Below are 15413 nucleotides of genomic sequence, written 5' to 3'. Positions count from 1 at the left end.
AGTATGAAATCGCCAGCATCCCGGCTTTGCCCTGCAATCGACGAACAGCGCTGGCCCTTACTCTCTGAGGATTTATAATTCCGTTAGAGTTGATAATGGTTCTTTAACATACCGGCCAAAGAACTGTAACATGTGTGAAATTTTGGCCAGCAACGGCGTTTGCAGAACGATTTGGATATCGGGAGCGGCCACCCAATCAATATGGAGTCACTCTTGATCAATTATTTTTCTTTACTCGCCAATATCGTCCGGGAAGAAGCGGCTGCAACCGGCGCGCTGCTGCAAGACGTCGCCCGCGAACTATTGGCCACCAATACAACTCACTCCGATGGTGCCTGGTGGGCTGCCCACGGCAATGACCCCTTCTATACCGCCGAGCAAATTTACAAAACCGTCACCGGCGACCCGACTGCCGAACGCGCAGAACTTCTGTGCGGTAATATGGTTAACGTTTTCAGCGGCCTCTGTGCGGAGCTTGGCCTGCAAAAACGCACCATCTGGACGTATTCAGACTCCCAGGGGTTCTTTCAGGGGCATACGTACCTTGAAATTTTCAATACAACTACCAACAAATGGGAAATTCAGGACGCGGACTACAACGTCTATTACACCGACGTTCGCACTGGCGAGCGTGTCGGTGTCAAGGACATGATGAACGCAGATGACGTTGAATATTTCATCCCTAATAATGCAACTGAATCCGGATGGTCAGAAACAGGCGCAGAAGCCTTGCGCCTGGCTAATCTATATGCAGCGCAAATAATCACTACAGAGCATAAGCTCTATACCAGTAACGACAGTCTGAGCGATACCTTGCTGGACAGTATTGCCAATTCTCTTAGCGGAGTCTTTGAATACACGGTAGATAGCGGTGTCGCCGATCTGACTGCCACGCATCTGACAGATAGCGACGCCGTCACCAGCAACGGTAGAGCCACTATCACCGGCAGTTCGAGCGCTGACTTCATTTCATATGATGGCAGTTCACTCAGCCCGGTGTTCGCCACACTCATCGGTGGAGCCGGTGATGACACGCTTGCGCTACGTTTTTCCGGCGGTCAACTTTACGGTAATGCGGGCAATGATGTCCTGATTGGCGGGCAGGCTGCAGATCTGCTGGTCGGCGGTACGGGTGATGACTACCTGTCTGGCGGCTACGGTGCGGACCAGTATGCGTTTTCCAAAGGCGACGGTTTCAACGACACCATCGACAGTTTCGGCGTAGGTGTCGACCAGCTTGTTTTCCTCGGCGTAAGCGGTACCGGTGGTACCGGTCGTACGAAAATTTCGGAAAAAGAGTTCAACTTCAGGATCGACCAGAAATTGACCTCGGACGGTGTCTATCTTCGCTATGACACCGATGGTGACGCACGTTTTGATGGCGGGATGCTGATCGAAGACCGTACGACACTGCTCACCGCCAACGACGCCACATTTGTATTCAACGCCGACCCACTCAAAGGCTTCAATACGACTGCCGTCGCTGGCAATCCTGGTTCCGGCTACGCCGAAAAAATCTACGGCGGCAGTGCGGCAGACAAAATCCTCTACACCGGCACGCGTGGCGCAGAACTGGCTGGCAGCACCAGCGGAGCAAACAGCGGCAATGACATTATCCAGTCTCACTCGGATGCGAACTGCTCGCTGTATGGTCAAGATGGCAATGATGTATTGGCTGGAGGAAACGGCGGCGACTTCATCGTCGGTGGCACCGGCAACGACCTGCTGATTGGTGGAAAAGGGCGGGACGTCTTCGTATTCAACGCAGGCTCGGGCGCAGACACCATCCAGGATTTCAAACAAGGTGAAGACACCCTCTACATCTACGGCTGGACGACTACCAAGTCCGTGACGCAGACGCTGCAGGACAATGGACTGGTTGTGACTTTCGACACCGCCGGTGACGGTGCTCACGGGGGCAATATCACGCTACTTGGCCAGACCACCTTGCTGAACAATGCCGACCTGTACTTTGCCTGAGTTCGGATGAGCGACCGCAACGTACCGTACAAGTAAAAAGGGCTGACCCGCCGGATATAAGTCTCGCTACAGAAAAAGGCCGATCAATGATCGGCCTTTGTCGTTTCAATCACGCCTCAGTTCACTTCGATCCTGTCGCGGTTTCTATCCAGTATCGCTTTGCCGATACCCTTCACTTCCAGTAATTCGTCAACTGACGCAAACGCACCATTACTGTCACGATGAGCAACAATCGCTTGAGCTTTGGCTTCGCCCACTCCAATCAACTCGCGTTGCAGCGTAGGTGCATCAGCACTATTGAGATCGACTTTGCCAGATTGCGTCTTGGCGACGACATCTTGCACCAACGGCGCTTTCATGACTTCAGGTGCGCTGACAGGTGCGGCGATTGCCGTAAGAGAGGTGCTGGTGAGAAGGGCAAAAACCAGAGAATGGAAACTGCTTGTACGCATTAGTGAAGCTCCATGCTGTCGTTTGAGAAAGCAGCTTTTCCGAAGCTGCTCTCCAAACTTAGGCCAATACATCGAACTGTCAAAAATGTGTACGTTACTGGATATGAAACAATCAGGGTTCCAAGCGGCGCTGCTGGTAAATCCAGTCGACAATCTCACCGTCCGGGGTATAGCCGCTGACGGTGTCGCGCAACAATTGACGGACGCGCGCATAGTCGTCCTGATCGACCGCGGCAAGCAACTCGGTCAGCTTGACCTTCAGCACATCCCAGGACAGATGATCCTCGTTGGCCGTCATGATCATCGGGTGCTGAGTGGCCGCCACGTTGTCACCAATCAGCAGCTCTTCGTAAAGCTTCTCACCCGGACGCAGCCCGGTGAACTCGATAGCAATGTCGCCATGCAGGTTCTTTTCCGAGCGCACGCTCAGGCCGGACAAATGAATCATCTTCTCGGCCAGTTCGACGATCCTCACGGGCTCACCCATGTCGAGGACAAACACATCACCACCCTGCCCCATGGAACCCGCCTGAATCACCAACTGCGCCGCTTCCGGGATGGTCATGAAGTATCGAGTGATCTTCGGATGCGTGACCGTCAGCGGACCACCCGACTTGATCTGCTTGTGAAACAGCGGAATGACCGAACCCGACGAGCCCAGGACGTTACCAAACCGCACCATCGTGAAGCGCGTTTTGTTCACACGGGAGACATTGCTCGTATCTCCGAACAAAACCGGAGCCAACTCACGACTCAGCGCTTGCAACGTCAACTCGGCAAGGCGCTTGGTGCTACCCATGACATTGGTAGGTCGCACGGCCTTGTCCGTCGAAATCAGGACGAAGTTGGCCACTCCTGCCTGAAGTGCGGCCTGGGCCGTATTAAGCGTGCCTATCACATTATTGAGCACACCCTCGGCAATGTTGTGTTCGACCATGGGCACATGCTTGTAGGCGGCGGCGTGATAAACCGTGTCCACTCGCCAGGTTTTCATGACATCCAGCAACTTGTCCGGGTTGCGAACCGATCCGAGAATCGGCAAGAGACGAATGGACAGCGACTCTCGAGCGACCCGCTGCTCCAACTCGGACAGGATGGAGTAAAGATTGAACTCACTGTGTTCAAACAGGAGAAGCGTTGTCGGGCGCAGTGCCAGAATCTGCCGGCAAAGCTCGGAGCCAATGGAGCCCCCGGCGCCCGTGACCAACACGGACTGCCCCGTGATGCAATGTTCGAGTAAATCAGCCTGGGCCGGGACGGCGTCACGCCCGAGCAGGTCGGCAATGTCTACTTCCTGGATATCGTCGACCTTGACCCGGCCACTGGCCAGATCCATGAAACCCGGGACGCTTCGAACGTGCAGCGGAAAGCCTTCGAGAAATCCGAGAATCTCGCGACGGCGGCCACGGTTTGACGAAGGAATGGCGAGGAGAATTTCCTGGGCACCGGTGTTATCGATCATCTGCTGGATGTGCTTGGGCTTGTACACCTGCAATCCGGAAATCACCCGGTCGGCGATCCCGCTATCGTCATCGATAAAGGCAACAGGCCGCATGACGCGCCCCATCCGCAAGGCTGCAACAAGTTGATTACCCGCCGCCCCTGCGCCGTAGATAGCCACTTTCGGCAGACCGTCATCGCGGCTGGTGAACGGGACGTGCTGGGCGGCGCTGAACCAGTCGCCCATAAAGTACTGACGCATGGCCAGGCGCAGACCGCCGATCATGATCAGGCTCAACCACCAGTAGTTGAAAATGATCGAGCGCGGAACGACGTTTTGATGATTGCTGTACCAGTACACCACGACGCCAAGTATCAGAGCCGATAGTGTCACCGCCTTGATAATGGCAATGAGCGCGTCATTTCCAAAGTACCGCATGACCGCACGGTACATGCCAAAGCGAACGAAAAGAGGAATGGCGATGACAGGTGCACTGACAAAAAGCCAGACGTGCTGAGTGAACGGGTTGACCAGTTCGTCCACCCCAAGTCGCACGACAAACGCCATCCACAGGGCAAACCAGACCAGCGAAATATCAGTCAGGACCTGCAGAATGCGTTTATGTCGTCTTGGCAGACTTAACAACTTTGCCCGAATCTTATCCATAACCCCTCTAAACACCTGTCGAAGCTCCTAGCATTGATACAGCAACTGCAGCTTTCGTTAACTCACTTACCGACAAAGCAATACTCAAAAACCAATGCGTTCATCACGCCTTGCCAGCGATTTCCAACTCGCCCGCGTGAAACTTGAAAGCCAGCAAGACCAGAGGCACATAGGCCAGGACCACGCCTGCCACGCCATCGATATATTGCATGACGACCAATATAGCCACTGGCACTAACCACAACAAATTGATCGCAGCAATTGTCAGCGTGACCGCCCGATGGCTGCCATATTGTCGTGAAGCATACTGGTACCCATGGCTGCGATGGGCCTCATAAACCTTATCCCCGCGCAACAGTCGACGAATGAGGGTAAAGGTGGCATCAACAATAAAGACGCCCAACAAAATGAGCCAGGCCCAGAGAAACAGTGGATTGGTCCATGCTGCATAGAGTGACATCACCGCCAGCACTATGCCCAGAAAACCACTGCCGGCATCGCCCATGAAAATCTTCGCCGGTGGGAAATTCCAGGCCAGGAAACCCGATACGGCCATCGCCAGCACCAGCGGAGCAATCGCGAGGCTGGTGTGGCCTGCGATCCAGTAGACCAGGCAAGCACCGACACAGGCACAAATCGCCTCGACGCTGGCCAGGCCATCAATACCATCCATGAAGTTGTAGAGGTTGAGCATCCAGACCAGATAGAACGCACCGATGACATACCCGAACCCGCCGAGACTGAACTCGAAGCCGAACAGGTTGATCGGCGCCATCCCGCCAATCCAGATCAATGCCCAGATGGCACCCGCGAAATGCGCAAGCAGCCGCCAGCGCGCGGCAATATGCCCATGATCGTCGAGAAACCCGATGATCGCGATCCAGCCGCCGGCCCCCAGCAGAGCCAGCGCCATCGGCCAGGCGACGGCCTCTGCCCAGGCCAGGACTGGCAACGCGATCAGAAAGCTCAGGACGATAGCCACACCACCACCCCGGGGGGTTGGGACCGAGTGTGAGCTACGCGCATTAGGAACATCTATCAAGCTGCGTGCCAGCGCGTATTTGCGCAATGCACCGGTGCCCAAGAATGAAACACCCACCACCAACGCCAACAACCATATTGTGTTCAAAGGTCAACTTCCTGAAACAGCCACAATCAATTCTGCAATTGAACCGGCATTGTCATAAGCCAGCTTAGCGCTGCCTTTCCTTGTAGTAGTTGGCAGCCGAGACAAGCGCCTCATCGACGCTGACCGGCGGAATCCAGCCCAGCAACTCTCGAGTTTTGCTGATATCGACTTGCAACGAACCGCACAGACGTTGCGACAAAGCCTTTTTGCCGAGCAACTGCGCCCCTCGTTCAAGCAACACGCTTGGCACAGGCAACAGGCGGGCAGGTTTACCCAATGCCTTTGCCATCCGCGTCAACAATTGTGTCGTGGACAAATCCTCCCCGTCGCTGACGAGGAAGGTCTGATTGGCGGCGGCTGGATGACGGATGCAGGTCACGATCAAATCCGCAAGATTTTCCAGCGCGACCAGGCTGCGTCGATTATGGATAGCCCCGAACGGCAGGGGTATTCCCTTGTCCAGCCAACGCATCATGTTCAGGAAGTTGGCTCTCACGCCCGGACCGTAAACCAGTACCGGACGGATGATCACCACTTCCATCCCGCAAGTGCTCGCAATTTCACGCAGCCCTTGCTCGGCCTCCATTTTCGAAACGCCGTACGGATCACCTGGTGCGGGCGTCGCGTCGGCGAAGTAAGGCTGATTGAGCGGCGTACCTTCGCCATTCACCTTGATCGAACTGATGAACACAAAGCGACGAACACCCGACGAGGCTGCCTGCCGAGCGAGGCTTAGCGTGCCCTCGACATTCACCTTGCGAAACGCCTCCAGCGGATCGGATTCGGTGTCATTCATGACGTGAACGCGAGCCGCGCCATGAATGACAACCTCTACTTGATCCAGCGCCTGAGACCAATCGGTATCAGCACTGAGCCCGGCGGTTCGAACGGTAATAACGCGCGACGGACAGTCAGGCAGGGCGTGCCCACGAATGGCTGCCACCGGTTCCAGATCGTCAGAGGCCGCCAAGCGACCCAATACTGCGCGACCGACGAAACCCGTAGCACCTGTCAATAAAACACGCATTTTTCAAACCTCGACGACGCTCAGGATTTCGACCAGACAGTACGATTGATGTAGTCGGTGTAACTCAGTACGACCCGAACGACCTGCTTCGACACAGGACCTGCCTGGTAATCCCTGACAACCGGGATAACGCGCTGGCTACGATCATGTTGGCTGGTGACTACACGTACGGCATCCAGAACACCCTCCACTTTCAGGCCGCTCATGATGAGAGTGCCTTCATCCATCCCTTCCGGACGCTCGTGCGCATTACGAATGGTAATGGCGGGCAGATTCAGAAGAGAGGCTTCTTCGGTGATGGTGCCGCTATCGGACAGCACGCAGAACGCCGACATCTGCAACTTGATGTAGTCGAGCAGACCGAATGGCTTCGAGAAGCGAATCAGGGGGTGGTCCAGCGATTCGCCTATCGCTTCCAAACGTTTGCGCGTACGAGGATGCGTGGAAACGATGATCGGGTACTGGTACTTGTCGGCCAGGGCTCTCAGCGTTTTGAGCAAGTCGCGAAGGTTTTCCGGCGTATCGACGTTTTCCTCACGGTGAGCGCTGATGATGAAGAACTTGTCCTGCTCCAGGCCTTCTCGCGCCAGCACGTCGGAAGTGAGGATTTTCGGCATGTAATAGTCGAGCACCTCCTCCATATGCGAGCCGGTCTTGATGATGGTTTCAGGACGAATGCCTTCAGCGATCAGGTAACGCCGGGCATGTTCGGTCAAGACCATATTGATATCGCTGAGGTGATCGAGCACCTTGCGGTTCAATTCTTCAGGGACGCGCTGGTCAAAACAGCGGTTGCCGGCTTCCATATGGAACACCGGAATCTTGCGGCGCTTGGCGGCAATGACGGCCAGACAGGTATTGGTATCGCCGTAGAGCAGAAGTGCATCAGGCTTTTCGGCCTCGAATACTTCGTCCGCCTTCGAAATGACTTCGGCGATGGTCTTGGCTGCGGTATCGCCGGCAGCACCCAGAAAGTAATCAGGCTTGCGAATTTCGAGATCATCGAAAAAGACCTGATTCAATTCGAAGTCGTAATTTTGACCCGAGTGAACCAGCACATGATTAACCTGCTTATCAAGCTCGGCAATAACGCGGCTCATCTTGATAAGTTCTGGTCGCGTCCCGACCAGCGTCATGACCTTAAGCATCAAGTTGCTCCTGAATGTATTCCAGATTCAACAGAACTTTCTTCACGCCTTCTACATCGAGACGCTCGGTGTTGTGGGAGGTGTAGTCGTCGAGATCGGAAATTTCCTGCTCGCCCTCGACAAAAAACTTCTTGTAGTTAAGGTCGCGATTGTCCGAAGGGATGCGGTAGTAGCGTCCCATGTCTTCGGCCTTGGCCATTTCTTCTCGGGAGATCAGCGACTCGTAGAGTTTTTCGCCATGGCGAGTACCAATGACCTTGACGGCATTGTCGCGAACAAACAGTTCCTTGAGTGCCTGGGCCAGGTCCGCCACTGTCGAGGCTGGTGCTTTCTGGACGAAAATATCACCTTGCTCGGCATGCTCGAACGCGTGCAGGACCAGGTCAACGGAATCCTCGAGCGACATCAGGAAACGTGTCATGTTCGGGTCGGTAACAGTCAGCGGCTCGCCACTCTGCAGCTGATTGATGAACAACGGGATCACCGAACCGCGCGATGCCATGACGTTACCGTAGCGGGTTGCGCAAATCACCGGGCCTGTCGCCGGAATCATCCGCGATTTGGCAACCATCAGTTTTTCAGCCATGGCCTTGGAAATGCCCATGGCATTGATCGGGTATACCGCTTTGTCGGTACTGAGCACGACAACGCGTTGCACGCCCGAAGCAATAGCCGCATTCAAAACGTTCTCGGTGCCCATGACGTTGGTACGCACGGCTTCCATTGGGTAAAACTCGCAGGAAGGCACCTGTTTCAGGGCGGCGGCGTGGAAAATGTAATCCACCCCCACCATCGCCTGATCCAGGCTGTCGCGATCACGCACGTCACCGATGTAGAACTTCACCTTGTCATTCGACAAGGCAATGCGCATATCTTCCTGCTTCTTCTCGTCACGGCTGAATACGCGAATCTCTTTTACATCAGTATCCAGAAAACGCTTCAACACCGTATGGCCAAACGAGCCCGTACCGCCCGTGATCATCAAAACTTTATTATCGAACATAACTACCTTCCCAAACCTGATTGAATTTAATGATCAACGCAACGCGCGCATCGACTTAACCAATTCCAACCACGACGGTGGAACGTAACCGGTTGCCGCCTGAAACTTCGAGGAGTTCAGCGAGCGATCTATAGCAACTTGACTGTCCGCGATGATCTCGATTTCCTTTTCGTAAACTTCCGCTACCAGCTTCAGAAGAGTCAACTTGTCAATCGGTGCCACCGAAACATGATACAGGCCGTGAAGCTGTGGATTCGGGATCACATAGTCGCGAATGACACGTGCCAGCTCAACGGTAGGCAGTCCTGAGAAAATGGCCTTCTCATAGCCCTTGACCGGCCCGTTCTGGGACAGGAACCAGTCCACCAGCGAGTACTGGCTCCCCAGTTCGTGACCGATGATGGAGGTGCGCAACGTGACGGCATTCAGATCCGTGTGAAGCTCGCCGATGTACTTGGACTTTCCATAGAGATCCTCCGCATCGGAGATATCTTCCTCGGTATACATGCCTTTACGGCCGGAAAACACGCAATCGGTGCTGATATGAATCAGGCGAGCACTGGACAGCGCGCACAATTTGGCAATGCGATGCGGCAACATGGCATTGATGGGCAGCGCAGAAAGTGGGTCCTTGGCATCGGCCAATTGCTTGATCAGCCCGACGCAGTTTACGACGACATCAGGCTTGACCCGTGCCAGAACCGAAACCAGTGAGTCCTGGTCAAGCACGTCGACATTACTGATCAACGAACTGTGCATGTCCTCAGAAAAGTATTTTGCGCCACCCGGATTGCGCAAAGTGCCCCACACCTCGACGTGCGGGTTTCCATGGAATTGCCTGAACACTGTGCTACCCAGCATTCCGGTGACCCCTAACACAAGAACTTTCATTTTGAGATACCTTTTAATTCATTGATCCTGCTACTGAGGATTTCGACCAAACGCTGGCTTTGCCGCTCCATCTCGAAATGCTCGAGGTAGTACGCCCGACCCGCCTGTCCCAACGATTCCCGTTCATCCGAAGTCATGCGGAAAAGTTGCTCAATGCAGTTGGCCATACCTTCGGCGTCCTGCGCCGCAGTGGTCAAACCGGCTCCGGCCTCCAGAATGACGCGCGCACCCTCGCCATCCAGCGCGGCGACAATCGGCCTCCCCGCTGCCAAGTAAGCCTGGACTTTACTGGGGATGGTATAGGAGAACGCCTCATCCTGCTTCAACGTCACCAACAATCCCTGCGCACGGCTGAAAAAATGCGGCATTTCAGTGGCCGCAAAGCGTCCGGCAAGAACAAGGTTGTCCAAACCGCGGGATTCCTTCTGGTTTTCGATCCAGCTCAACATGCTGCCGCTACCGACCAGCACAATCCTGACCTTCGACAAATGGCGAAGCTTGTCAGCGACCTCCACGAGGGTCTCGACCGACTGCGCGGTGCCCAGGTTTCCGGCAAAAACAAGACAGAAATGATTGTCGAGCTCCGCAAGCAAAGGCGCAGGAATCCGGGTCTCCTCTACACTCGGCGGCAGATCCTGATAGGAGTTGGGGTAATACACGACCTTGCCAGGGTTGGCATAACGGGCGACCGGGTCTCGAAACGCCCTCGATTGAACAAGCAGCGTATCGACGAAGGCGTAAATACCCCTCACCAGCCAGCCCACAACGCGCAATATTGCCTTGTTCTTGATGAACCCTGTCGCACTCAAACTCTCTGGCCAAAGATCTTGAACCCATACAACCAGATGGCTTTTGAGTTTCCACTTCAAGTAAATCGCCGGAATAACCGACGTAATGGGAGATGGCGCAAATACAAAAATCGCATCATAGGCCTCCCCTTTCACTGCGCGTGGGTAGTGCTTCAAGCCATTCAAGATAAATGACAAATAGTTTAGCACTAGGTTTTTTGCACCAGAAGTACCACGAGGTCTGAGCGGTGCACGAAAAACACTGACAGAGGACTCGAATACCTCTTCCTGAGCCCCGGAGGCACTGTAGCCGTTAAAGACTACACCATCCGGGTAATTGGGCTTTCCGGTAAGAATTTTTACAACATGGCCCTGGGCAGATAAAGTTTTAACCAGATCATTGATAATAAAAGACTCTGGCCAAAAGTATTGCGACACCACAAGAACCTTCATTTATCAAACACCTTTTTTGGGGCTCACGGCCAACGCCAGCAACTCTGACCATGTTTTTCTCGAGGTTTTTTCCCAGTCAAATTTATCGCTCTGGGTCACCGCCGCAACGGACAACGCCTTCAAAGTATCAGGGCTTGTCAACGCCTCAGACAACACATTTTTTATATCTTTTGAATCAAACGGAGAAAAATACAGTGCTGCATCTGCTCCAAATTCCGGCATCGGCATTACGTTGGAGCAAATCATCGGCCTTCCGGAAGCGAGCGCTTCGAGAAGAATATTAGGGCAGTTCTCGCACGATGAGGCAAAGAGATTCAGATAGGCGTGATGATAAAGTGGAGGAAGCGCCTGATAGGGAATAGCGCCCAATAAAAGCACTTGACCTTCAAGGCCTAGCGTTGCAATTAGAGACTTTACCCGATCGGCCTCCGGCAGGTTTGTTTCGCCCACAAGAACCAGTGGAAATTTTTCGCGAAGCTCCTTTGGTAGTTCAGCATAAGCGCTAACCACTTCATAATGATGTTTGTAAACATCAAATCGCGACACGTATAAAACATATTCTCCAGCTGGCAAAAAATCCGGCCGAAGGACAGCAGAGTCGCCATGCGTCCTGAATACCGAGCCGATTCCGTGAGGAATCGTAACTGGATTCTTGATATTGGTCAGCGACTCAATGACACTTCGCGCGTAATTTGAAATGAATATCGTCAGATCCGCTTCACGCATGCTCTTGAGCATAATACGATTCAACAACCAATTTCGCAGACGCTGCAATCCAAGTGGAATGCTTTTGCGTACGCGCAAATCAAATGGAATCATGTTCCGAAACATAGTCGCAACTTTGCAACCAGCTGGAGCAGAGGTGCCCACTACGCCACCGGGACAAAACAGAACGTCAGCTTTCTCAGCCTTCAAAATACCGGGCAGCACCCACCGCTCCCACACGGCTCTCACAATCGGGTTTTCAGTGGGCCATGCTGGTTCGATCCGCCTGATCCTCGGATGATCCGGCAGCTTGAGTGACGCCGGGGCGAAAACCAGAATCTCAAGATCCGCATTGTCAGGTACGAACTGAAAAAGATTGATCAGATATGTCTGACCTCCACCAAGACGGGCAGAGAGTGCATTGAAAACTATCTTCATGGAAAACCTTTTGCTCAATCTGAATTAGTGGCTATTTTTATCGAGCCAGGATTGGAACATTAGAATATTCCACAAATGAAGACTGCGATCGTATGTTCCGTTCTGATGCTGGAGCCATGCCGAGCGAATTTTCTGACAATCGAAGTAGCCCTCTCTCTTGAGCCGTTCCTCCGTCAACAGGTCCTCTGCCCACTCTTTCAGCGGCCCTCGCAACCATTGCGCCAATGGAATAGAGAATCCCGCCTTCGGCCTGTCAAAAAATGAAGTAGGAACATATCGCTTAAGAAGCTCGCGAAGCGGCCACTTCCCCACACCATTTTTTATCAGTTGGTCTGACGACAAGGAAAACGCGAGTTCCGCAACCCGATGATCAAGCAATGGAGCGCGGGTTTCCAGGCTTGCGCTCATCGCACCACGATCCACTTTAACCAGCAAATCGTCAGGCAAATACTGAGAGACGTCCCAGCGACGCATTTCCTCGACGTAATCCACTGCCGACTCCCAGGAAACTACATCTTGCCGTTGAGCATCGACACCCAGCACCACATTGTCGTTCGACTGCCACTGAGACATCAATCCGGTATACATCTGCGCCAGATTTTCAGAGCCCAACAACTCGGACATTCTGTAGATACGTCGACCATTGACTTTGGTTCGAAGGCTGCCCGGCAGAATCGAACAGACGTTGTCCCAACCTTTGGACGAAAGCGAACGAAGTGAGTAAGCCATGACCTGGCGTGCAGGCAAAGGCAGTTTCTTAATGCGCGCCCATAGCCCTGCCGTAATCTGATAACGGGGATATCCGGCAAAAAGCTCATCGCCACCATCACCGGACAGTGCTACGGACACATGCTGTTTTGTCATCCTGGAGACCAGGATTGTAGGTATTTGAGAGGAGTCAGCAAAAGGTTCGTCGTATATTTCCGGCAGGTGCGGAATTATTGAAACAGCATCATCGGCACTCAGATAAAACTCGGTGTGGTTAGTCCCCAAGTGCTTGGCAATCGCTTTGGCGTAAGGCGCTTCATCAAACTCGGGTTCATTAAACCCGATCGTGTAAGTGTTGATACTGGTAGAGCTTTGTGATTGCATCAACGACACGATCAAGCTTGAATCGACACCACCTGACAAAAACGCGCCAAGTGGAACATCGGCGATCATTTGCGACTTTACTGCAGCAGACAATCTTTGACCGACAACATCCACAACTTCCTTATCGCTGGCCTGCGAAAGCTCGTGTTTTAACTCACCAGCCGGCGGTAATGACCAGTAGGAAACGGGTTCCAGCGCACTAGAAAACGAGCCGACATTCAAATAGTGTGCCGGCTCCAACTTTTTAATGCCTTCATAGATGGACTCCGGAGCCGGAACGTAACCATATCTTACAAACTTGGCTAGCGCATGACGATCAATTCGCAGATCGCTACCAAATGCAGCCTTGATCGCCTTCAACTCGGAGGAGAAGACAAAACGGTCGCCCACAATACCGTAGTAAAGTGGTTTTTCTCCCATTCTGTCTCGTGCCAATGTAATCGTTCTGGAAACTTTATCCCAAACAGCAAATGCAAACATGCCCACCAGGTTTTCAAGGGTTTTTTGTACCCCCCACGCACCGAGCGCTGCCAGCAATACTTCTGTATCGGAGTGCCCGCGCCAGACACGCGTCAGACCTGACGCGATCAACTTCTCGCGCAACTCATTAAAATTGTAGATTTCACCATTGAAAACAATAACATACCGCTCATCATCGGAAACCATCGGCTGACTTCCGTGTACCGAGAGTTCCAGGATCGAAAGCCGTCGGTGTCCCAGCGACACTCCACTATCGGCATCTGACCAAACTGCTCCATCGTCGGGCCCACGATGTATCAGCGCATCCACCATCTTGCCAACGGCAACGGCGCCTTGCTGATCCAGCTTCCACCCGACAACTCCCGCAATTCCGCACATACCTACTCTCTCAATCCAATGAAAATATTAAAACTCACTTCAAAACCCGAACGAGTTTCATCGTGAAGAATAATCCTAATGCCATCACATAAAAAACCAATGAGTTCAGCAAGTATATTTCGCCGTACCAAACCCAGTGCATAACCGATGCAGCACACAGCATGTACAAGAAAATTCGCAAAAAATCATCCTCGCGGCAGCGCGAGTCGATCAACCGCAAGAAGCAGACACTGATGAATCCATTGAGGAAAACACCAAACAGTCCGAAATTCTCAAAAGCCACGCCGGCAACGTGGATCCCGCCGAGCCCGGTAATGTAATACCAGAGGGCAGGATTATCCACCATAATGGGTTTTTCCATACCCAAAGCCGAATAGAAAGGTGACGGTGCCAACGAAAGGAACATATCGAGGTAGGTCTGGCCGTAACGCAGGTGCTCCCCATCCCAGAAATTGGTTAACTGCTGAACAAGCGGTAAAATTATCGCATTCCAGGAGTTGAACAATAAATACTGAGTAATGTTATCCGACGTTAAGTCCACATCCATTCGGCTCATTGAAACAACAACACCGCTGACGAGCAGAAGAACCATGAATACAGCAACGAATAACAAAGCTTTAAGCTTGAAAAATTGATTATAGCGAAACAACAGCCCCAGAATCGAAGCGACAACCAGGACAACAAAATCACGATCCCCCGTCATTGCGTTGGCCACACAATAGGAAACCACTAGAGCCGCAGATACAAAAAACATCGATCTGGACGGGTAAGAAAATGCCAAGGCAATGATCGCAATGATGGAGAAAACCACCACTGATTCGATACCCGCGAACATTTCAAGCAGTGCGTTCGCGTTCACAAGCCTGAAGCTGATAAAAAAGACGGACAGCGCAAGAAAAATCGCGCCTGCCAGTTTGAAGTCCAACGCAGAAAAAAATGTTTTCCGCTCTGCGTGCAAACTTCTGGGCGGCACCAGCAATGACAATAGATAACCAACGAGTCCACCAGCAACACCAAGAAACCAGACCAACGAAAGTCGGAATACTAATAAGTCATCCAGATAAAAATCATAGTCTCCAATAGGCCAAAGTGTAATGGTTTCGCCCCACAAGCAACTGACAAGCCCCAAAAAAGGCACCGAATAGCAAACGGCGTACAACGCAACGAGATATTTCTTTGATATCAAGCACAGAACGCATTGCGTGAGCAATACCAGCAAGCACGTCGAAACCAGTAATATAACCATTAACCTTGACCAACAAAAACAAAGCAACTGAACCGTAAACCAGACTCAATACTGGCCCCAATATTACTTTCAGCCATACACCCCGTGTCACCAACA

Annotated in this window: 12 protein-coding genes; 1 reads left to right on the top strand and 11 read right to left on the bottom strand. The window is 52.7% G+C overall.

Translation table 11 applies throughout. From position 1 onward, the window contains the following. Nucleotides 1-213 precede the first annotated feature (213 nt). Nucleotides 214-1980 carry a calcium-binding protein gene (locus tag KSS91_RS07820; RefSeq protein ID WP_217837526.1) on the top strand — a complete coding sequence of 589 codons (1767 nt, stop codon included), beginning with the start codon at nucleotides 214-216 and terminating at the stop codon, nucleotides 1978-1980. 116 nt (nucleotides 1981-2096) lie between these two features. Here KSS91_RS07820 and KSS91_RS07815 read toward each other — a convergent pair whose 3' ends face one another. The 11 genes from KSS91_RS07815 to KSS91_RS07765 form a co-directional block, all read right to left on the bottom strand. After that, nucleotides 2097-2432 (bottom strand): ComEA family DNA-binding protein, encoded by a 336-nt coding sequence (locus tag KSS91_RS07815; protein ID WP_217837525.1) that lies wholly within the window; start codon nucleotides 2430-2432, stop codon nucleotides 2097-2099. A gap of 112 nt (nucleotides 2433-2544) precedes the next feature. Then, the gene (locus tag KSS91_RS07810) at nucleotides 2545-4539 is read right to left on the bottom strand and encodes a polysaccharide biosynthesis protein (RefSeq protein WP_217837524.1); all 1995 of its coding nucleotides are present in this window, start codon (nucleotides 4537-4539) and stop codon (nucleotides 2545-2547) included. 103 nt (nucleotides 4540-4642) lie between these two features. Further along, nucleotides 4643-5668 (bottom strand): MraY family glycosyltransferase, encoded by a 1026-nt coding sequence (locus KSS91_RS07805; protein WP_217837523.1) that lies wholly within the window; start codon nucleotides 5666-5668, stop codon nucleotides 4643-4645. Nucleotides 5669-5732: 64 nt separating this feature from the next. Next, a complete protein-coding gene (locus KSS91_RS07800; RefSeq protein ID WP_015093997.1) occupies nucleotides 5733-6695 on the bottom strand; it encodes a UDP-glucose 4-epimerase family protein in 963 nt (320 codons plus the stop codon). Between the two features lie 20 nt (nucleotides 6696-6715). Then, nucleotides 6716-7843 carry a non-hydrolyzing UDP-N-acetylglucosamine 2-epimerase gene (wecB, locus tag KSS91_RS07795; protein ID WP_015093996.1) on the bottom strand — a complete coding sequence of 376 codons (1128 nt, stop codon included), beginning with the start codon at nucleotides 7841-7843 and terminating at the stop codon, nucleotides 6716-6718. Continuing rightward, a complete protein-coding gene (locus KSS91_RS07790; protein WP_015093995.1) occupies nucleotides 7836-8846 on the bottom strand; it encodes a polysaccharide biosynthesis protein in 1011 nt (336 codons plus the stop codon). Before KSS91_RS07790 ends, wecB begins: the two co-directional genes overlap by 8 nt. A 33-nt stretch (nucleotides 8847-8879) precedes the next feature. Then, on the bottom strand, nucleotides 8880-9737 hold the full coding sequence (locus KSS91_RS07785) for a dTDP-4-dehydrorhamnose reductase family protein (protein WP_217837522.1): 858 nt from the start codon (nucleotides 9735-9737) through the stop codon (nucleotides 8880-8882). After that, on the bottom strand, nucleotides 9734-10978 hold the full coding sequence (locus KSS91_RS07780; RefSeq protein ID WP_217837521.1) for a glycosyltransferase family 4 protein: 1245 nt from the start codon (nucleotides 10976-10978) through the stop codon (nucleotides 9734-9736). The genes KSS91_RS07785 and KSS91_RS07780 overlap by 4 nt, the downstream gene beginning before the upstream one ends. A 3-nt stretch (nucleotides 10979-10981) precedes the next feature. Next, nucleotides 10982-12121, bottom strand: coding sequence for a glycosyltransferase family 4 protein (locus KSS91_RS07775; RefSeq protein ID WP_217837520.1), 1140 nt, complete (start codon nucleotides 12119-12121; stop codon nucleotides 10982-10984). 24 nt (nucleotides 12122-12145) lie between these two features. After that, a complete protein-coding gene (gene asnB / locus KSS91_RS07770; RefSeq protein WP_217837519.1) occupies nucleotides 12146-14071 on the bottom strand; it encodes an asparagine synthase (glutamine-hydrolyzing) in 1926 nt (641 codons plus the stop codon). A gap of 34 nt (nucleotides 14072-14105) precedes the next feature. Next, nucleotides 14106-15290 (bottom strand): hypothetical protein, encoded by a 1185-nt coding sequence (locus KSS91_RS07765; RefSeq protein WP_217837518.1) that lies wholly within the window; start codon nucleotides 15288-15290, stop codon nucleotides 14106-14108. Between the last annotated feature and the right edge of the window lie 123 nt (nucleotides 15291-15413).

This window comes from Pseudomonas azerbaijanorientalis (genome assembly GCF_019139795.1).
Taxonomy (GTDB): domain Bacteria; phylum Pseudomonadota; class Gammaproteobacteria; order Pseudomonadales; family Pseudomonadaceae; genus Aquipseudomonas; species Aquipseudomonas laurylsulfatiphila.
This window is presented reverse-complemented; position numbering and strand designations above follow the sequence as displayed.